The organism is Rhodococcus sp. NPDC056960 (assembly GCF_042674125.1).
In the GTDB taxonomy this organism is placed as follows: domain Bacteria; phylum Actinomycetota; class Actinomycetes; order Mycobacteriales; family Mycobacteriaceae; genus Rhodococcus_F.
Genome location: NZ_JBHURF010000026.1, coordinates 17,081 through 36,867 on the forward strand (window position 1 = coordinate 17,081; position 19,787 = coordinate 36,867).

General features: G+C 65.6%; 17 protein-coding genes and 4 pseudogenes. 10 read left to right on the plus strand and 11 right to left on the minus strand.

Annotated elements, in window-relative coordinates; all coding sequences use genetic code 11:
- The first annotated feature begins 418 nt into the window (after nucleotides 1-418).
- Nucleotides 419-1,519, plus strand: coding sequence for a hypothetical protein (locus tag ACFTWF_RS33605; protein ID WP_378465409.1), 1,101 nt, complete (start codon nucleotides 419-421; stop codon nucleotides 1,517-1,519).
- Between the two features lie 396 nt (nucleotides 1,520-1,915).
- Here ACFTWF_RS33605 and ACFTWF_RS33610 read toward each other — a convergent pair whose 3' ends face one another.
- The 7 genes from ACFTWF_RS33610 to ACFTWF_RS33640 form a co-directional block, all read right to left on the minus strand.
- Complete coding sequence (locus tag ACFTWF_RS33610; RefSeq protein WP_378465410.1) at nucleotides 1,916-2,953, minus strand: alcohol dehydrogenase catalytic domain-containing protein; 1,038 nt, start codon at nucleotides 2,951-2,953, stop codon at nucleotides 1,916-1,918.
- Between the two features lie 77 nt (nucleotides 2,954-3,030).
- Complete coding sequence (locus tag ACFTWF_RS33615; protein WP_378465494.1) at nucleotides 3,031-3,108, minus strand: hypothetical protein; 78 nt, start codon at nucleotides 3,106-3,108, stop codon at nucleotides 3,031-3,033.
- Nucleotides 3,109-3,813: 705 nt separating this feature from the next.
- Nucleotides 3,814-4,155: a hypothetical protein gene (locus ACFTWF_RS33620; protein ID WP_378465411.1), complete on the minus strand. Its 342-nt coding sequence runs from the start codon at nucleotides 4,153-4,155 to the stop codon at nucleotides 3,814-3,816.
- Nucleotides 4,156-4,261: 106 nt separating this feature from the next.
- Nucleotides 4,262-4,504: a hypothetical protein gene (locus ACFTWF_RS33625; protein ID WP_378465412.1), complete on the minus strand. Its 243-nt coding sequence runs from the start codon at nucleotides 4,502-4,504 to the stop codon at nucleotides 4,262-4,264.
- 175 nt (nucleotides 4,505-4,679) lie between these two features.
- Nucleotides 4,680-5,078, minus strand: coding sequence for an MnhB domain-containing protein (locus ACFTWF_RS33630; RefSeq protein WP_378465413.1), 399 nt, complete (start codon nucleotides 5,076-5,078; stop codon nucleotides 4,680-4,682).
- Entirely contained in the window at nucleotides 5,072-5,470 is a 399-nt protein-coding gene (gene mbhE / locus ACFTWF_RS33635; RefSeq protein ID WP_378465414.1) for a hydrogen gas-evolving membrane-bound hydrogenase subunit E, read from the minus strand. The genes ACFTWF_RS33630 and mbhE overlap by 7 nt, the downstream gene beginning before the upstream one ends.
- A complete protein-coding gene (locus ACFTWF_RS33640; RefSeq protein WP_378465415.1) occupies nucleotides 5,446-6,039 on the minus strand; it encodes a hypothetical protein in 594 nt (197 codons plus the stop codon). Before ACFTWF_RS33640 ends, mbhE begins: the two co-directional genes overlap by 25 nt.
- 88 nt (nucleotides 6,040-6,127) lie before the next feature.
- Here ACFTWF_RS33640 and ACFTWF_RS33645 point away from each other — a divergent pair.
- A pseudogene (locus ACFTWF_RS33645) lies at nucleotides 6,128-6,292 on the plus strand (transposase); the annotation flags it as partial.
- Nucleotides 6,293-6,533: 241 nt separating this feature from the next.
- Nucleotides 6,534-7,595: an IS110 family transposase gene (locus ACFTWF_RS33650; RefSeq protein WP_378465416.1), complete on the plus strand. Its 1,062-nt coding sequence runs from the start codon at nucleotides 6,534-6,536 to the stop codon at nucleotides 7,593-7,595.
- A 933-nt stretch (nucleotides 7,596-8,528) separates the two neighbouring features.
- Here the strand turns inward: ACFTWF_RS33650 and ACFTWF_RS33655 are convergent.
- Both ACFTWF_RS33655 and ACFTWF_RS33660 read right to left on the minus strand, forming a co-directional pair.
- A complete protein-coding gene (locus ACFTWF_RS33655; RefSeq protein WP_378465417.1) occupies nucleotides 8,529-9,440 on the minus strand; it encodes an SDR family NAD(P)-dependent oxidoreductase in 912 nt (303 codons plus the stop codon).
- 87 nt (nucleotides 9,441-9,527) lie between these two features.
- A pseudogene (locus ACFTWF_RS33660) lies at nucleotides 9,528-9,846 on the minus strand (transposase); the annotation flags it as partial.
- A gap of 593 nt (nucleotides 9,847-10,439) precedes the next feature.
- On the opposite strand from ACFTWF_RS33660, the gene ACFTWF_RS33665 reads away from it, so the two are divergent.
- Entirely contained in the window at nucleotides 10,440-13,706 is a 3,267-nt protein-coding gene (locus ACFTWF_RS33665; RefSeq protein WP_378465418.1) for a protein kinase, read from the plus strand.
- A gap of 625 nt (nucleotides 13,707-14,331) precedes the next feature.
- On the opposite strand, the gene ACFTWF_RS33670 is transcribed toward ACFTWF_RS33665, so the two are convergent.
- Nucleotides 14,332-14,652, minus strand: coding sequence for a hypothetical protein (locus tag ACFTWF_RS33670; RefSeq protein ID WP_378465419.1), 321 nt, complete (start codon nucleotides 14,650-14,652; stop codon nucleotides 14,332-14,334).
- A gap of 255 nt (nucleotides 14,653-14,907) precedes the next feature.
- Nucleotides 14,908-15,759 (minus strand): annotated as a pseudogene (locus tag ACFTWF_RS33675) (class I adenylate-forming enzyme family protein); the annotation flags it as partial.
- Nucleotides 15,760-15,773: 14 nt separating this feature from the next.
- Between ACFTWF_RS33675 and ACFTWF_RS33680 the strand changes: the two are divergent.
- From ACFTWF_RS33680 to ACFTWF_RS33705, 6 genes and pseudogenes are all read left to right on the plus strand, one after another.
- Nucleotides 15,774-15,977, plus strand: a complete 204-nt coding sequence (locus ACFTWF_RS33680; RefSeq protein WP_378465420.1) for a hypothetical protein — start codon at nucleotides 15,774-15,776, stop codon at nucleotides 15,975-15,977.
- Complete coding sequence (locus ACFTWF_RS33685; protein WP_378465421.1) at nucleotides 15,952-16,191, plus strand: hypothetical protein; 240 nt, start codon at nucleotides 15,952-15,954, stop codon at nucleotides 16,189-16,191. The genes ACFTWF_RS33680 and ACFTWF_RS33685 overlap by 26 nt, the downstream gene beginning before the upstream one ends.
- 212 nt (nucleotides 16,192-16,403) lie before the next feature.
- Nucleotides 16,404-17,053, plus strand: a pseudogene (locus tag ACFTWF_RS33690) (fumarylacetoacetate hydrolase family protein).
- A 12-nt stretch (nucleotides 17,054-17,065) separates the two neighbouring features.
- Nucleotides 17,066-17,785, plus strand: a complete 720-nt coding sequence (locus ACFTWF_RS33695; protein ID WP_378465422.1) for a hypothetical protein — start codon at nucleotides 17,066-17,068, stop codon at nucleotides 17,783-17,785.
- Entirely contained in the window at nucleotides 17,775-19,370 is a 1,596-nt protein-coding gene (locus ACFTWF_RS33700) for an AMP-binding protein (protein WP_378465423.1), read from the plus strand. The genes ACFTWF_RS33695 and ACFTWF_RS33700 overlap by 11 nt, the downstream gene beginning before the upstream one ends.
- Complete coding sequence (locus ACFTWF_RS33705; RefSeq protein ID WP_378465424.1) at nucleotides 19,342-19,749, plus strand: hypothetical protein; 408 nt, start codon at nucleotides 19,342-19,344, stop codon at nucleotides 19,747-19,749. The genes ACFTWF_RS33700 and ACFTWF_RS33705 overlap by 29 nt, the downstream gene beginning before the upstream one ends.
- Nucleotides 19,750-19,787 lie beyond the last annotated feature (38 nt).

Sequence of the window (19,787 nt, forward strand, 5' to 3'; positions counted from 1 at the left end):
GTGCCGAACCTGCAGGTCGGCGGGCAGGTGGTGTCGTTCATGACCGCGCATCTGGGTAATCCGATTCCGTCTCCGGCGATCATGGAGAAGATCGGCACGGCGTTCCGCAGCTCGGTGCGATCGTTCGCCGAAGCCAATCACATCCCGGTGGTGCGGTTCTCCAAGGGTGACCGCAAGATCGACGTGATGCGGCCGTACCTGACCAGGCAGGCGGAAACCGGCCGGTCGGGAGTGGCAGCTATCGGAATCGCGCAGGAGTTCCAGAACGTGTTCGCCGCAACCCGGCGCGAGCGCAACAACGGGATTCCGTGGTTCTCGTTCACCAAGGCGGACCGGCGGGTGTTGTGTTTCTACTTCTACCTGGGACACCGACTTCGGACCCGCGTTCATCAAGATCTGTTCCTACTTTCCTTATCCGATGAAGGTGTGGGTCAACGGGCACGAATGGGCCAAGCGGCAGGCCCTCGCCGCCGGGATCGGGTTCACCGCACTGTCCAACGGATTCGCCGCGACCGACGATCCGGAAGGGTTGCAGGCGATCTGCGACCGACTCGGGCCGGGAACGATCACGGTGTTCTTCGAACGTTGGATGAGTCGGCTGCCGCTGCCGTTGACCGACGCCGACCGTGACGCGGGCTACCGGTGGGAGCTGTCGATGCGGCAGATCGAGATCTCCCGCACGATGGTCTTCGACGCGCCGCGACGGGCCCGGGCATTCTTCGAGGCGTTGGTGACCGACAACCTCGACCTCGGCCGGCCCGACAGCGTGGAACTGATCTTCCACGGACCACGCCGTCTGGGCAGGCCGCCGAAACTGGACTGCGTGGCGAAGACGAAGATCGTGACCCGGGACACCGAGGTGACCGTCAACGCGTTCTACAAGCATTCCCGGATCAAGCAGTACCTAAAGGACGGGCGGGCACTGCGCATCGAGACCGTGATCAATTCGCCCGACGACCTCCGCTGCCACCGCCGCCTGCCCCATCTCGACGAACTGCAGGTCAAAGCCCGTGCCGTCAACCGGCGCATGCTCGATACTGAACGTGTCGGCCAGAGCTGTGTCCTTGCGAGCCCAGCCTTTGAGCGGGTCGCGCTCCCCACGCTCACCGCGGACGGGAGGAGGGCCCCGGCCCTGCGGTTCGGTGATCCTCGGGTCATGGCCCTGGTCGGCGCCCTGTGCGTCAGCCTCAACGCCGTCGTCGGATTCACCAATCGGAGCCTGCGCGCCCGGGTGACCGCCCTGCTTGGCGTCGGCTACACGATGAACCAGATGAGCTACGACCTGGCCCGGCTGCGCCGCAACGCACTGATCGAGCGCCTACCGCACACCAACACCTACGTCCTGACCGACGACGGACAGCGAATCGCGATCTTCTACACCAAGGTCCACGACCGGCTCCTCCGCCCGCTGCTGGCGGCGAATACCCCGCCCGCACCGCCGGACCTGCGTCAGGCCCTGAAAACCATCGATCACCACGTCCGCGACTACGTCGACACAGCACGACTCACCGCGGCCTGAAAACTCGAGACAAGTCCGTGAGTCGCTAGCGACCAAGGTTCGCTAGATAAGATAACGACCCGGTGCCGTCATGTCATGGAGGACACAGTCCTTCATGACATGAGAAGCCACGACACATAGGTCTCGTACCTTGCGGTGTCCCTGTCACCTTCGATCAGGCTATTGCAGATGCATGCAGGACTCGAGGTATCCCGTATGACGAGCGATGACCCAGCCAGCGAACTCGGTCGCCGACCCCTCGAAGAGCCGCGATGTTCGATGCCGTTGGGTGGTAGCCGGAATGATAGGTCGCGGTCGAGCCGATCCATTCCGCGAGCCAGGCGCGCGAACGTCCTGATCTGTTGGTGTGCGTCAACCCTCCTGACGATCTCGTCGATTCTCGTTGCCGTGTCTCGTTCAGTCCGCATGCGCCGCGATTCCGTTCGGGCGGAAGCTGATGAGCACCTTGCCGAATACGTCACGGGACGCCAGTCGCTCGTGGGCGGACTCGATGTCGGGGAAGACGAACGTGCTGTCGATGACAGGAACAAGTGCGCCCTTGTTTGCGAGGTTGACGACTTCGAGTGCCTCGCGCTTCGAGCCCTGCGGCCCTGAGCCCAGGAAGGACAGACCGCGCCGCACCATATCGTAAATGTTTACGGTGCCGGTGTCTCCGGTCATCAGGCTCATGGCGACGATACGTCCGCCGGGGCGTAGACACCGGCAGTAGTCGTCCCAGTAGGCGCTGCCGACGACGTCGATGACGGCGTCGATCTCGCCAACCTGGTCGATGATCTTCTCCGCCCACCCGGATTCGCTGTGATTGACTGCGAGGGTGACGCCGGACTCGTGCAACTGAGCCAGCTTTGCCTCCGAACCGGCCGTTGTGACAACACGTACGCCAAGTTCGGCCGCGAGTTGGATCGCCGCCGTTCCGACTCCGCTGCCTCCTGCGGAGATAAGCACGGTCTCGCCTGGGCGTACAGCCGCACGTGTCACCAGCACGTGCCACGCGGCGTTATAGACGGATGGAAAGGCTGCGGCGGTTTCTAGAGAGATGCTCTTCTCCAACCGGTGCACGTTCACAGCGGGCACAACGACGTACTCGGCGAAAGTCCCGTCAGTCGTCTGACCGAGCGTTCTACGAGTCTTGCACAAGCCCTCTTCGCCCGCGAGGCAGAAAGCACACTCAGTGCAGGAAATGGCGGGGTTGATCACGACGTGGTCGCCGACTCGGACATCCTCGACGCCGTCGCCGACGGCCTCGATGGTGCCGGCACCGTCAATTCCGAGCACGCGCGGAAGCGGTGCAAAACGGCCGTCCCTCGTGTGCATGTCCGCCCTGTTACACGCGGCCGACACGAGTCGCACGAGCACGTCCCTGGGACCACAGTGCGGGATGTCGCGCTCTTCAACACGCAGTGACCCATCAGGGTACGCAACGACTACCTTCATGACTTGCTCCGCTCTCCTCGCCCGAGCGCAGTTTGACCCACGCGGGCATTCATGTGCACATAAAGCATCGCTTGACTTCACACGCGCCTTGCGCCGAGGTAGGCGTCAATCACGAGCGGATCCATGGCAACCTCGTCCGGGCTACCGCTCCTGATGACAGCCGGACGGAATTACGGTCATACGATCCGATAGGCGCAAGACGTCTGTTGAATCACGCGGTTCCCCTCGCTGAGTCTGGCGGGCGAGCGAGCACCACCACCAGCCCCGGGCCATACCAGTGTGGCCCTCGCCATAGATTACCAAACGTCTATTGGTTTTGACAAGGAACTATCGCGCACGTGATGCAACTGCGGTACCCTTCGCACGGTCGCGTCCCGAGAGACGGCGGTCACATTATCCCGGCGTGCTTGATTTGCAAGGTTCAACGGGACATTGCAAACCCGGCAGCCCGCAGGCGATACCGCTCGACTAGCCTAACGCTGATTGGTCACTGGTTCGACCACGACTTCCTCGGCCGCGACGCACTCAATGCGGAGGCCGCCGCTCCGCGCCGCAAGACCGCCGAGCCGGAGAATCTGGTGGCTCTGTGATGCCTTCGGGCCTGTACGATGCGGCGGCTGAAGTCTGTTCGCTCGCGGATCTGTCGGTGCGGCGATCTACGGTGACTTCCGCGACGAGCAACAGGTCGCCACCCACTGCCCCAGACCGGTGCTCCATCCCCCGGTCCTGATCTACGGAACATCTCCGCAGATCGGTCGGCGTGCGGTGGCAGCCTGTTTCTCTACCATCGACCGAGTGCGGATGTGACGTCGCGGCCGCGCGGCGGCCGGATCGGCGGCGGATTTGTCGGCCCCGGGTCGTTAGGAGGCTGTGGTGCGGCGCGGCCGGCGGGCGGCGAAGACGGCCACGGTTCCAATGACGGTGATCTCGACGGACTCGAATGCGGCCGACAGTGCGGTGCGCAGCCCGTCCTCGTCGTCGGCGGTGTTGTCGAATGCCTTGATCGGCCCGTTGTACAGGGCACACAAAGCACGGCCGAACAGGTTGTGGTCCACACCCTTCCCGAGGATGGTGGAGCCGAAGAACACCCCGTCGTCGGCGACGACCCGGGCGATGTGCCCGAACGCCTGCCCCTTCTCGGGCCAGGTTCCGGGGATGCATTGGAACACGAAGTTCGCTGCCACCGAATCGAATACCCCCACGGCCGGGTCGATGGGGCGAGGATGCTGCCGGTGTGTACGGCGGGGGTGATGCCGCGTTCGGCGAGCCGGCCAGTGGTCATCACCATCGTGTTGATGTTGAGGTCCATCAGGGTGATCTCGGGCACCGCGGTGGGGTAGGTGGCGTGGTGGAGGTACCAGCCGGTGCCGAGGCCGATGTTGAGGTGCCGGGCACCGAGGTCGGTGAGTAATGGGCCAGGAGCCGCTCGCGGGGGCAGCGCCAGGCGTAGTTGTTACTCCACTGCAGCACGAACGTGTCATAGGCGGCCAGGACGATCGGGCTGCACTTCTTGGCGCCGTCCTTCTCCGCCTGCGTGACCTCAGCGCTCATGTGTTCGTTTCCCCCTGATCGTCGATGTGCGTAGTGACGCTGGTCCCCCGCAGGGCCAGAGGCGATGGCAACGGTCCCGCGCGTACGCGTCGCCCGGGCACCACGCGCCCGCCCTCGACTCCCCCACCCGAGACCTCTGCGCTATTCGTCTGGTCCTGTTGCACACCAGCATATTTCACAGTGAACAACAACTTTCGGTGCCCGACGGGAAGGGCAGTTGGTCAGTCGGTGCGGCGGCGGGACTTGGGGAGGTCGGTGCGCGCACACTGACCGGGCCGGTTCTTCGCCCACTCGATGATCTCCGACCGCGGAAAAAACCGACGGCCAGGGACAGCAGCAGACCGGCGACGGCGAGCTGCGGTGCGTACCGCAGCGGCGGCAACGCCTTCTCCGCGGACGCCGCCCCCAGCGCGACATAGCACAATGCGATAGCGAGGGCGACGACCATACCGGCGGCGAATCCGTCCCCGACATCAGTGTAGCCCTTGACGATCAGAGCCGCCGCCACCATGAGGCTCGGTCCCAACAGCAGTCGCGCCACGACCGCCAGCACCACGGCGCCCCGCCTCACCACCGTTTGCCGCCTCGCAGCAGCGTCGCCACTCCGACGACGGCGATGAGTAGCACAGTGATCTCAGCGAGTGTGTCCAGGCCGCGGAAGTCGGTAATGATCACCGTCACGACGTCCTGCCCATGGGCGCTCGGCGTGAGACGGATGTACTCCTCGGCCACACCTGGCGCACTGGTCGGCGCGGAAAGAAATCCCCAGATGCCGGCAAAGGCGGCGAGCCCGGCGACACCACCGGCGACCACATTGCGCCACCGCCGATGCGGAGGTCCGGTGCGTGGCAGCACCGCGGTCCTGGCAGGGCCGTCGTCGTGGCCTCGGGTCGGTCCGGCGCTGGGCAGCCGGGAGAACGCGGCAATGAAGACGAGGGTGATCATCGTCTCGACGAGCACAGCCACCAATGCGACGTCGGGCGCGGCGACCAGCGCGTACACGGCGCCAGCGCGAAGCCGACCACCGACAGTGCCAACACCATCCCGACCCGCGGGCCGGCCCGGCCGGTCGCCAGTGTCGCGATGATGACCAGGCTCAACAGCGGCAGGACCAACCAGTCGGTACCGCGCACCCAGCCCACGGCATACGCGCCGGCCGTCGGCGTGGCGGCGAAGGCCAGCGCGGTCAATACCCCCGCGGGAACGAACACAGCCGCGACACTGCTGCGCAGATCGCGCACCTCCCAATTGTGGACCGCCGCGGAGACGCGCGAGAGCGCCCGCAGGCTCCTGGTGTAGACCCGCAGCGGGCCTGTCCACTCGCCCGTCCGTACCAACGACCGCGACAACCCATCCCGCAGGCGCGGTAGCGTCAACAATGTGAACCCCAGTGCCCACGCGCTCAGGGCCATCAGGTTCGCCGGGTGCGCATCGAGATGGTAGGCGGGGGACACGTTCACCGGCGCCGCATTGGTGACGCTGCCGGCGTCCGCGGCCAGACCGCTGAGCAGTTGTGGCACAAGCCCGCCGAGCACGACTCCTCGGTACCTTCCAGGGCGAACGCCGCCGTTAGGTACTCGTCGTAGGGAGTGAACTCGCCGGGTTTCCTGTTCTGAAGCAACAACTTCTATCCTCGGTCGGTATCGGTGGAAGATCGAACGCACCATCGCCTGGCTCACCGGCTACCGACGCCTGACCATCCGCTACGAACGCTACGGAGAACATTTCGCCGGATTCCTCCAACTCGCCGCCGCACTCACTTGCTTCAAGAAACTCCGACTTGTATGAGTGTCAGCGGTTCGTGACCGGGTCAGCTACCCGTAACGTCCCGTAGCAGACCGGAAGAGCTGACTCGAGAAACTCCTGTCACCCACGTTGGGTTGACCATTGTGGGGTGTGTCCACTCTCCCGGTCTGCGTTCGCGGAGTGACTGAAGAGAGGCGTGACCCCGAGCTGCTGTGAGAGGTACTTGAAGTCGGATTGTCCTCCGCGGATTCCCCACCCCTGGCAGAGAAGGGAACTGTCTTCCATGATTGTCATCGGCATCGATCCCCACAAGTCCACCCACACCGCGACCGCGGTCGACCCGGCCACCAACACCGACCTCGGCTCGATCCGCATCGACGCCACCCGCACCGGTTACAAGACGCTGATCGCCTGGGCCAAGACCTGGCCGCAGCGCACCTGGGCGGTCGAGAACGCCTACGGTCTCGGACATCACCTCGCGCAGTGGCTGCTCGTTCTCGGGGAGGTCGTGCTCGATGTCCCGACCACCGCCACCGCCCGGGTGCGGGAACTCTCCCGCGGCGGCCGACGCAAAAACGATCGCATCGACGCAGCCGCGGCGGCGTGCGTAGCCACGATGCAGGGCGACGCCCGACCGGTCGACCCGGAAGGTCCCGCCGAGATTCTCGGACTACTCGACGAGCGACGAACTAATTTGTCGGGCAGTAGAACTCGCATCACGAATCAGCTTCACGCCCTACTTCGGCAGCTGCTTGCCGGTGGTGCTCCGACCTCGCTGACCGCTGCTGCGGCGTCCGCCCTGTTGCGGGGCTTCCGCGCCAAGAGCGCTGTCGACCGGATGCGGGTCGGGCTGTGTCGGGATTTGATCGCCGACATCCGCCACCTCGACGACCAGCTCGCGACGAACGAGAAGCAGATGGCCGAGACCCTCGACGCGCACGGCACCCGCCTGCGCGAGGTCGACGGGATCGGTGCGGTGACTGCGGCCCGGCTGATCGGCCGCACAGGCCGGCCCGATCGGTTCCCGAGCGCGGCGGCCTTTGCGAACTACAACGGCTCGGCACCGGTCCAGATCGCCAGCGCCGACACCGACCGGCACCGGCTCTCCCGCTACGGCGACCGACAGCTCAACAGCGCGCTCTACACCGTCGCGGTGGTCCAGATCCGAATGCCCGCAAGCGCCGGGCGCAACTATTACGACAAGAAAATCGCCGAGGGCAAGAAGCCGGCAGCGGCCAGGCGCGCCCTCAAACGTCACCTGTCCGATCACGTCTGGCGCATCATGCTGGCCGACGAAAAGCGTCGCCTTCAACCACAGACAAATATATCCGCCAGGGCCGCTTGACAAACAGAGAGGCACCCCACATGAGACACGTTCTTAATGCGAACCGAAGATCGGGGTTGCACAAGCAAAGTGGCATTTCGGGAACCTGAGCCGCCCGTCGTGTGGGGGCGTCCGAATCCCTTTCTGCCGCTGGTTCGTTACGTGCGACAACCTGGTGCCAGCCGAGGCCGAGTTTTCTCAATGCTGGGCGACATAGCCGAGTCGTCCGAGCCATATGACCCGGTGCGACACAGTCGCGCGCCATGAGCTGATAACCCGGGCATCCGCCAACGCGAAGGTCGAGTCATTCGCCCCACTGATTCGAACCAGCTCGGCGACGCTGCATCTTCCGCTACTGCGCGAGCGCGCGGCCGTCAACGTGGTCGCGACCGACCCAGAGAAATCGTATAGGGAGATCCTCGACCAAGCGCAAGCCCAGCATCAAACGATTATCGAGGCCGTCGTCGCACATGACCCGGGACGGCTGAGGCGCGGCGCGGCGCCACATTCAGCGAACACTCCGCCTCGCACCCCACTATCGCTGAGCCCCCGGATCGCCTTCCCTTCGACACTCGCCGGGGCCGAAGTCACCGGCGCAACGAACAACACGAGCACGATCACCGGGGCGGCCGACGGAATAGAGAGACCTTTCTGCGTGCGCACAGTGCGGCGAGTCACATACGAGGTCCCTGACGGTCAGATCCCGAATGCGCTCCTCCGGAGGACCAGATGGCCGTACGATGACACGGGCTGAAGCGTGGGGCCCCGCCTCGCATCGCTGACAGAGCCCGCGAGACGAGGCGTGGCAAACGTATGGTTGAGTCAACCATCGAGTGCGCCCGGAACAACCTGAGCGGCGTCCAGAGCCTACGGAGGAACCCCTAGACCGAGGCCCGCGCGCTTCTCGACCGCCCGAGGCTCGGCTCCTGACAGAAGAGCCCGCCGTCGGCTAACCTACTTGCTGCCGGGGAAGGCTGAATAGTTGGGATTGCCGGCCTTGATCGCGTCGGCGTTGCCCTGCTGGACCTGATTCGGGACGGGGTGGGTCATGATGTGCTGCTTGTTCTGGCGGATCGCCTCGAGCACGAGCCAGCCGGTGGCCTTCGGGGTGATGTAGGTGAAGACGTCGTCGGTGGTGTCCGGGTCGTTCACCGGCTCCTCGACCTGGTCCGGCTTCTTGTCCGCCAACGGGTTCCCACCAGGGCTGTTGTAGTCAGACCATGGTTTGACATAGCGAGTCTCAGACTGCTCCTCAACCGGGCGCAGACGTTCGCTGGTGACGATCCGGGTCCGAACCGCGCCCGGGTGCAGCAGCGTGACGCCGATGTCCTGGGCCGCCAGCTCCTTGCGGGCCGTGATCGAGAAGGCGTCGACGGCGGCTTTCGAGGCGTTGTACGCGGAGTGCCCCGACGCTAACACCACGGTGGCAAGGGACGACGTGTTTACGATGTGTTTCTTACCGGGAGTCTCTCGCATTCGCGGGACGAAGGCGAGGTGGCCGTGAAGCACGCCTTTGAAGTTAATACCCATGATCCACTCATAATCCTCCAGGCTCGTGTCCCAGCTGGCCCGGAACGGACGCAAGGTGACGCCAGCGTTATTACAAAGGATTTCGATCGAGCCGAACTCGGAATACGCGCGCTCGGCCAGCGCTTGGACTTGCTCGAACTTGGAGACATCGGTGGCGACCGCGATCGATTTTACGCCGCGCTCGGCAACTTCTTTGCCAACGATCCGGGCGGCATCGGCATCGATGTCGGCAACGACTACGTTCACGCCGGCGTCGGCGAGTGCGAGTGCGATCGAGCGCCCCATCCCACCGCCTGCTCCCGTCACTACCGCGGACATATCTTTGACGATCTCCATGGAGTATTCCTTACCTCTGCGCTGAGAACTGGTCGCCCAGTCGCACGGCCCTTCGCCGTCATGCACATCATAGCGACGCTAAGCTTGTTATTTAACATTGTTGGGTTTCACTTTCTGGCTCCGTGACGTCGATTTCCTGCGTTTCCCGACGTGATGGTGCTGGGCGGGGCGGATGTTCCTCGAGCCGGGTGGGCGTCCGGGACCGGATCGAGTGGGTTTCGGTGCACTGGCAAGAGTGGGCATGGTGGCGCGGATGCGCGGAAACCCGCGACGGACGCGGGCCGGCGTCAACCGTCGCGGTGGGGCGGGTCGTTCCCACGGACGGCGTAGGTCTTCGGCGAGCGGCCGGGCGAGCCGGAGTTGAGTGTGCGCAAATCAGGACGATCCACGTCCATCGGTCGGCCGCCGCGTCCTGGGCGAACCCGATCGAGGCCCGCGCCTGCGCGATGAGACTGCCGATGCAGAGTCCGATGTACATCGCGGCGCCGAGGCCGATCGCGGTGCTGTTCGCGACCAGCACGTCACCGTTGCGCAGTACCCGCAGATTGATCAGCGGGTACGGAGTGCGCAGAATCCGACGGTCCACGGAGAGTTCCAACCCACCGGGAGCCTTCGCTGACGGAAACGAGAAGGGATGCGAGTCCGGTACCGAAAGCAGCGCACCCGGCACGTCGAGCGTGTTGCGTAGTGCCTGCGTCGGGGCCTGCGGGAACGACTCGCCAGACGACGAGGATGGTGGTGGTGGCGGTCAGGAACAGGACCGCGAAACGGAACTCGAGAGTCTTCTCCTCGGCTGTCAGCCGCTCCGCAAATTGATCAATCTAATTGACTAAACGGGAAGACTCACACAGGTCGCCGCCAGGATCGTTCGCACCGATCCCCGTCAGCGATATCCTCGGAAGGACACCATCGAGAGGTGAGTCCACGGGAATGTGCGCTGGTCGTGCCGTCGGAACCAGCGCGCGGGCCGATGAGCCGACGGAGTGAGTAGACCGTCCGATGGGTGAAAGTGATCCGCTCGACACTCAGCGATACCCGCCCTCCCCGGCCGCGGAGTTGGCGGGCGCCGGGTTCGGCGACGCCGTGGAGATCGGTCGCGGCGGTTTCGGTGTGGTCTACCGCTGCACGCAGGCCGACCTCGACCGCACCGTCGCGGTGAAGGTGCTCACCGTCGACCTCGACGAGGAGAACTGGGCGAGGTTCTTCCGGGAGCAGCGGGCGATGGGCCGGTTGACCGGGCACCCGAACATCCTGAGCATTCTGCAGGTCGGCGCCACCGAAAGCGGACGTCCCTTCATCGTGATGCCGTACCACCCGCAGGATTCCCTCGACGCGCTGATCCGCCGCGACGGGCCACTCGCACTGGACCGGGTGCTGCGGCTCGGAGTGAAGATTGCCGGGGCGGTGGAGTCGGCGCACCGGCTCGAGATTCTGCATCGCGATATCAAACCGGCGAACATTCTGCTCTCCGAGTACGGCGAGCCGGAGCTGGCAGACTTCGGCATCGCACACATCAGCGGCGGCTTCGAGACCGCCACTGGTGCGGTCACCGGGTCGCCGGCATATACCGCGCCGGAGGTGCTCGGTGGTGATCCGCCGAGCCTGGCCGCCGATGTCTACGGCTTGGGCGCGACCCTGTTCAGTGCGTTGACCGGTCATGCGGCGTTCGAGCGGCGCAGCGGGGAGCAGGTGGTTGCGCAGTTCCTGCGGATCACCACCCAGGAGGTGCCCGACCTGCGGAAGCACGGGATCGACGCCGACGTGGCCGCAGTGATCGCCCGTGCGATGTCCCGCGAACCCGGTGATCGTCCGGCCACCGCCGCCGACTTCGGGGAGGAACTGCGACGGCTCCAACGCGACCACGGCGTCCCGGTCGACGAGATGGCCCTGCACGCCGAAGCCGACGCGCACGAGAACGGACAACAGTCGTCGGTGCGCGGCGGACGATTGTCGCCGCCCTCCTCCACGCTGGGCGCGACGGGAAGCCTCCCCCTGGAGCTGACGAGTTTCGTCGGGCGGCGGCACGAGCTGACCGAGGCGAAGAACCTGCTGACCGCATCCCGGTTGGTGACCTTGACCGGAATCGGGGGTGTGGGCAAGACGCGGTTGGCGATGCGGGTCGCGGCGGCGGTGCAGCGCGAAAACGCCGACGGTGTGCGGTTGGTCGAGTTGGGGGAACTGCGCGAGGAGTCGTCACTGGTCGACGCGGTGGCCGCCGCGGTGGGGGTGCGGGACCACTCAACTCGGCCGCTGCGCGAGGTCCTCGCGGAGCGCCTGGCGGTGCAGGAATTGTTGCTGGTGCTCGACAACTGCGAACACATCGTGGACGCAATCGCAGAACTCGTGGGCCACTTGCTTCGGGTATGCCCGCGGTTGCGGGTTCTGGCCACCAGTCGCGAACCCCTCGGTATCGGCGGGGAGGCAGTGCTCCGGGTTCCGCCGCTGAGCGTCCCCGATCCCGACCGGACGCCGTCGCTCCGGTGGGTACCCAAATACGATGCGGTGTCGCTGTTCACCGAACGCGCGGCCGCCGCGGTTCCTGGATTCGCGCTCACCGAGGACAACGCGCAGTCGGTGGCCCGGATCTGCCATCGGCTCGACGGGCTGCCGTTGCCGATCGAATTGGCTGCCGCCCGGTTGCGAGCGATGTCGCCCGAGCAGATCCTACGGCGGCTGACCGACCGCTATGCCCTGCTCACCCGGGGCAACCGGGGTGCACCGACGCGGCAGCAGACGTTGCGGTTGTGTATCGACTGGAGTTTCGAGTTGTGCTCTGCCGGTGAGCAACTGGTGTGGGAGCGGGTGGCGGTGTTCGCCGGGAGTTTCGCACTCGAGGCCGCCGAGCAGGTGTGCGGCGCGGGACTCGACCCGGACGAGTTGCTGGACACGCTGACGTCGTTGGTGGAGAAGTCGATCCTGATCCGTGAGGAACACGGATCGGTGGTACGGTTCCGGATGCTCGAGACGCTCCGCGAGTACGGTTCGAAGAAGCTCGAGCAAACTGACGAGGCTCTGTCTTTGCGTCGCCGCCACCGGGAGTGGTATGAGGCGTTGGCGCTCGAATCGGAAAGCGAGTGGACCAGCGCCGATCAACTCGACTGGATCGCCCGCCTGAAACGGGAACAACCGAACCTCCGGGAGGCCCTCGATTTCAGCGTCGACGACGATCCCGCCGCCGGACTGCGCACCGCGGCCGCACTGTACCTATTCTGGAGCTCCCTGGGACTCTACAGCGAGGGGCGGCGCTGGCTCGAACAATTGCTCGCCCTCCAGAGTGGCCCACCCACCCTCGAATGGGCCAAGGGGCTGTGCTGCGCCAGCGTGATGGCGAACGTGCAGGGCGACCTCCGTGCCGGGACAACACTCGTCGAAGAGGGGCGCATGCTCGCCGCGCAGACCAGCGACCCCCTGATGCACGCCTTCGTTTCCTTCGCCGACGGAATGCTCGGCCTCGTCAGCGGTGATCTCCCACACGCCCGTTCGCACCTCGAAACCGCGCTCGCGGAGTTCAGCAAACACGGAGAACGATGGCTAAAAGTAGCCGCACTGTACTCATTGGGAACGGCCCATGGACTGAGCGGCGAGACGGATCAGGCAATCGAATGCCATGAGCGTGCCCTTGCGATCACGGACATGTACGGCGAGAAGATGTATCGATCGAATTCGCTGTGGGCGTTGGGAATTGCCGTATGGCAGCAGGGCGACACCGATCGCGCGGTGCAGCTTCTTGAACAATCACTCGAGCTGACCCGGGAAGTACACGGCCCGCGCGTAGCCGCAGCCTGCATCGAGGCGCTCGCCTGGATCAGCTTCGAACAACACGATCCACTCCGGGCCGCAGTTCTGATGGGAGCCGCAGACGGGCTGGCACGCTCGGTTGGCAGTTCTGCGGTCATACACTCTTATCTGATTGCCTACCACGAGGAGTGTGCGGAGAAGGTCCAACAGCAACTTGGGGAGAGAGCATTCGCAACGGCGCACCTCAAGGGTGAACAGCTCGGCTTCGGCGCGGCGATCGCTTACGCCTTGAACGAGCAACCACCCACCACCTCCGCGCCCAGAACCGGAACGTCAATGCGCCTGACCAAGAGGGAACGTCAAGTTGCCGAACTGATCGCCGAGGGCCTGACGAACCAGGCCATCGCCGTCCGCCTCGTGATCTCACCTCGCACCGCCCAAGGACATGTCGAGCACATCCTGGCCAAACTTGGATTCACCTCCCGGACGCAGGTCGCCGCCTGGATCGTCGACCGGACGCACGATTAGGCGCAGGAAAGTGCGCGTGCTGCGCGGCGCTATGCATCGGTAGGTGACGGCCGACGAATAGGGGCCGTCCGACTACCACGCGGAAGCCTCGGCCATCCCGTACTCCTCGCTGCGTCGAGAGGTGAGTGAACCACCCGTGCGGCGAGAGAGTGAGTACCCGGCGGACGCGCTGGGCGGACACTGCCGGCGTCACCGAAGTGAACGAATGTGTTCTCGGTCGGGTGATCGCCAGAGGGCAGCCACCGCAGGGCAGCTCGCCCATCGCCCATTGCCCATCGCCCATTCGTCGGATCCGTCGGATCCGTAGTGGAATGGTTCCGGCCGCGGGACTGCCTGTCGGCGACCCAGACAGCTGGCGCAGGTTCCACCCGTCCAGGTCGCCGTTCACGGTGCGGATGATTTTCTGATCCTCGGTATCGCCGGGGAAGGTCCAGCAGCGCACCGGAATACCGCCACGGTTGACGGCCATCGCAATCACCACTGGCGGAGGGTCTGCGCGAAAGTCTTTGGAGTGACCGAACTCCCGCACACCGGACTCGACCGGGTTGCTCGAGTCATCGTCGCGGATCGGGTCGGCCTGCTCCGGCGGCGTGTCCGTGCCCTCGGTCTCGAAGGATGTGCTCGTCTAATCCCCGAAGACGATGTCCAAAACCAGGTCAAACTGGTGCGCAACCGAATCAAACACCTCGCCGGCGATCTCGGCGAGCGCGGCCAACAGGAAGTCCATCGCCGCGTAGGCAGCGTCGTCGGAGAATCCGGTGCAGCCCCCGATGCCGGCTCGTGCGGCTATCCATCCGGTCGAGGCCAGCTTGCTGCCCGGCTCCAATAAGCACTGGCGACCAACGCAAAGATCACCCTCTCGGTGCGTCCCCGCCCAGCCGCCGACCGCCCGCGACGCGCCCCCCATGCCCAGCCGCTCCCAGAGCCGATCGAGTAGGAGGTGCACTATCGAACCAAATCCTGTCGAAGGCGTCCCACTGAGCGGGCGGGTGAACCAAGCCTGCGGAGCCGTCGGCGCCGCCGCTCGGATCTGGTGGTCACCGACTGCCGGGCCCGGTTGCACAGCAGCGGCGCTACCGTGGGCGCGGCCAGCGCCGCCTCGAACATCATGCGGAGATCGGTGGCTTCGGTGCCGTCCGGCGGGGTCGTCAGTGTCCCTGTGTGCTACCCGCCCACGTGCTTGGCGGGTAGCGCATCGTGCTTACCTGACCTTCGCGAATCGAGTGTCGATGTCGTGATATTCGTCGCGGATCTTCCGTTTATCCAGCTTCCCGCTGGGCAGTCGCAGCAAGGGAGTGTCGCGGATGACCACATAGCGAGGAACCTTGTAGTCCGCGACCACCGTGCTGCAATGGTCGGTGATCGTCGATTCGTCGATGTCGGCGCGTGCTGTCACGATCGCGGCCGGGGTTTCACCGAATCGTGCGTCCGAGGCGGCGATGACGGCAACTTCGTCAACCCCGTCGATCTCGGCGATGACCCGTTCCAGCTCGACGGGTGAGATGTTGATGCCGCCGGAGATGATCAGGTCTTTGATTCTGTCGACGAACTGGATCCGACCGTGCTCGTCCCCGGTCCCCACGTCACCGCTGTGGAGCCAACCGTCCCGAAACGCCTGAGCGGTGGTCTCCTCGTCTTGCCAATATCCGGGTGTCACCATCGGGCCACGTACCACGATCTGGCCTTCTTCACCGGGTTCGGCCACGTTTCCGTCGGGGCGGACGACGGTCACGTCGGTGAAGATGTTGCCGGTGCCGCAACGGTCCGGATACTCCCGGGCCTCGGAGGGAAGCGTCGCGGTCGCGACTCCCCCGACCTCCGTCATGCCGTAGATCTGGCGGAGCAGGACGCCTTTGGATGCCCAGCGCTCGAGCAGGGGCACCGGGTCCGCGGCTCCGCTCACGATCGCGGTCTTGATCGAACTCAGGTCGGCATCGTCGAACTCCGGAGCTCGCGCGGTCGCCTCGTAGATCAGGGGAACTCCGAACAGGGCCTCGACCTGGTGGCGATCGATGAGTTTCACGGCGTTGGACGGGTTGAGCTCTTTTCGAATTCGGTTTCACGTACGTGTCTGCCGCGATCGTCGACGACGGCAGCCCTGCGAGTGAGCCGATCGATCCGGTCCGGCTGTACGAGCCGAGCACCAAACCGGGCCATCCTTTGCCTCATGCGTTCGTCTCCCGGCGAGGGGAGACCTTCGCTCTGCAGAACCTCACCCACGGCGGCAAGTTCGTGCTCATCGCCGGTGAAGACGCACAGGCTCGTCCTTGAGGCGGTCACCGTCGGCGCCGACGACGCCGATCTCGCCGACGCGCGCTTCGCGTGGCTGCGCAAGCGCCAAATCACCCGCGACGGAGCGGTACTGGTGCGCCCCGACCGATTCGTCGGCTTCCGCTCCGCCGGCGCCGTGGCCGACCCACAGGCCGCACTCACCGACGCCCTCGACAGCATCCTTTCCACCAACGACCTAGGAGCACCACAGTGAAATTCGCCCATTACGACGGCCGGGCCGTCGTCACCGACGGTCAGCGCGCCGTCTTCGCCGCCGACGCCAGCAACGGCAAGTACGCCGACGACCCGCAGAGCATCTTCGCCGTCTGGGACGAGTTCGCAACATGGTCGCAAACCGTCGACCTGGCGGACGGATTCGTGCTCGACCGCACCAAACTCGGCGCACCCTCGCCGCAACCGCGCCAGGTGTTCGCGGTCGGACTCAACTACGCCGACCACACCGGCGAAAGTGGACTCGACCTGCCCCCCGAACCGGCCGTGTTCACCAAGTTCCCCACCTCGGTCACCGGCCCCGACACCATTCTCGAACTTCCCACCGACACCGTGGACTGGGAAGCGGAACTCGTCGCCGTCATCGGTCGCCCCACCCACCGGGTCTCCGAGTCGACGGCGTGGGATCACGTAGCCGGACTTACTGTGGGACAGGACATCTCCGAACGCACCCGCCAGCTCATCGGCCCCGCCCCGCAGTTCAGTCTGGGCAAGTCCTTCCCCGATTCTCCCCCACGGGACCGTGGCTCGTCACCGTCGACGAACTCGGCAACCGCGACGACCTCGGAATCGGCTGCTCGGTCAACGGAGAAGTCATGCAAGACGGCCGCACCAGCGATCTGATCTTCTCGGTTCCGCGCATCATCGCCAAGCTTTCGGCCATCCTGCCATTGCTGCCCGGGGACCTGATCTTCACCGGCACCCCGCCCGGAGTCGGCGGCGCCCGCAAGCCTCCGGTGTTCCTGCGCCACGGCGACGTCCTCGAAACCTGGGTCGAGGGCATCGGCACGATCACCTCCACCTGCCGCGCCGGCACCCCGTACCCGGCCGGCAGCACGTCATAACAGGAGCACATCATGGCACTTCACCGACTCGGGTCCGTGACCATCGGCGTCCCCAACGTCGCCGAAACCGCGGCCTATTACGAGGATTTCGGACTCACACCGCTCGGTCAGGACCGGTTCGCCACCACGGACGGCGGCGAGCAATTGCGGGTGGTACACGCGCCTCGGCGGCAAGTCGTCGAGATCACCATCGGCGCGGAGGACCAGGACGACATCGACCGGATCGCCCGGCAGATCGACCGACTGGACCTGGCGGCCTCGGTGACCGAGGGCCGGGTCGAGGCCCTCGAACCGATCGCCGGGTTCAAGGCCGTCGTGCAGGTCATGCCGCACCTGGCCCAGGAACCCATTCCCGCCACGCCCTATAACGGTCCCGGCCGCATCGACCGCGGCACCGGCCGAGCGCCAGGCATCCTGCGGGACGAACGGGTGCGTCCGCACAAACTCGGGCACGTCGTGATCGGGTCGACCGACCAAGCCGCGACCCAGAAGTTCTTCACCGACGGCATCGGACTCAAAGTCAGCGACGTGATCCCGTCCTTGGCCGCCTTCATGCGCTGCTCGACCGACCACCACAACGTCCTCGTCCAACAGGCACCGGTGAACTTCCTGCACCACACCTCCTGGCAGGTCGCGCACAGCCTGTTCAACTGGGGGCCGCCGCCACCGCCGTCGTTCGTCCTGCCCGAGGACCTCGCCGCACACATGACCGGATCGCACCATGCCGGCTGATTTCTGCCCTTCGGAGGGCGCCCTCTGGGTGCCCTCCGCAGAATTCGTCGCCCAGTCACGGTTGACCGCCTACACCGACTACCTCGCCGCCGAGCGGGGGCGCACCTTCGACGACTACCGGCAGCTGTGGCAGTGGTCCACCACCGACCTCGCCGGATTCTGGAGCTCGATCCGCGACTTCTTCGACCTCGACATCGACGACCGCGATCGCCTCGTCGACGACGACGCGGGTATGCCCCACACGAACTGGTTCGTCGGTGCGACAACGAATTACGCCGCCAATGCGCTGCGCACCTCGGGGCCGGGTATCGCCGTCAAATCCCTCGACGAGACCGGTACCCTCGCCACCCTCACCTGGGACGAACTGCGCCTGCGGGTCGGAGCGCTCGCCCACTGGTTCCGCAGCCAGGGCATCGAGCCCGGAGACCGGGTCGCCGCCTACGTGCCCAACATCGCGGCCGCGGTGGTATCCATGCTCGCCTGCGCGGCCGTGGGAGCGGTGTGGGCGTCGTGCGCGCAGGAGTATTCCGCAGACGGTGCCCGCGACCGGTTCGCTCAGCTCGAACCGAAGATTCTCATCGCCGCCGACGGCTACCACTACGGCGGCAAGAAGCACGACCGCCGCGCGCAGGCGACAGCACTGGCCGCGGCCCTCAACTCGGTGGAAACGGTGTTGTGGATCGACAACCTCGGCTCCCTCGACGCGGACTCCGCCGGTCCCCGTTTCGACGACGTCACCGCGGCCGGTCGTGAACCCGAATACACCCGCGTCGAATTCGATCATCCACTGTGGGTGCTGTTCTCCTCCGGCACCACCGGCCGACCCAAGGGCATCGTTCACGGCCACGGTGGGATCGTCCTCGAGCACACCAAGTTCCTGGGTCTGCACGCCGATCTGAAACCCGGGTCGACGTTCCTGTGGTTGGCCACACCCAGTTGGATGGTGTGGAACGTGCAGGTCTCCGGCCTGCTGTGTGGGGCGACTATCGTCACCTTCGACGGCAGCCCCGCCTGGCCGGACCTCGCCCAGCTGTGGAGCATCGCCGACAAGCTTGAACTCGACTTCCTCGGCACGAGCGCCGCCAGCCTGATCGCGGCCCAGAAGCTCGCCGCCCGTCCTCGCGACGTCGCCCCCGGACTGCGGGTGCGGGCGATCGGGAGCACCGGGTCACCGTTGCCGCCGAGCACCGCGCAGTGGGTGTCGCAGATGTTGCCCGAGGTGTGGCTCGCCTCGGCGAGCGGCGGCACCGACATCTGTTCGGCATTCGCCGGCGGCGTGCCCACCGAACCGGTGTTTGCGGACCAGATCCAGGGCCCCCTGCTCGGGGTCGCACTTGAGGCCTGGAACGGACGGGGACCCGGTCTTCAACGAGACGGGCGAGATGGTTGTCACCTGCCCGATGCCGTCGATGCCGCTCTTCTTCTGGGACGACCCGGACTTCACCAAGTACACCGACGCCTATTTCGACCGGTACCCCGGTATCTGGCGTCACGGCGACTGGATCACCGTCACCGACCGGGGCGGGGTCATCGTGCACGGCCGCTCGGACGCGACGATGAACCGGCAGGGTGTGCGCATCGGTAGCGGCGAAATCTACGAAGTAGTCGAGCAACTCGACCAGGTGCGCGATTCCCTGGTCGTCGGCGTCGAACTCGCCGATGGCGGGTACTGGATGCCCCTGTTCGTCGTTCCCAGCCATCCGGTGCCGGACACCGACACCTTCACCAAGACCATCCGGGACACCATCCGCGTCGGTGTCAGCCCCCGGCATGTACCCGACGACGTCATCGTGGTCGACGCCCTCCCGCACACACGAACCGGCAAGAAGCTCGAGGTGCCCGTCAAAAGAGTCCTGCAGGGCGCCGATGCGGCGACCGTGGTCAACCCCCAGGCAATCGACAATCCCGACGCACTGACCAGATTCCACACGCTCCGTCCACAGACCATCACTACGCGGGGGTGACCCGAGCCAGACCGCGGCGTCCGGGGCCCCGCCTTCCG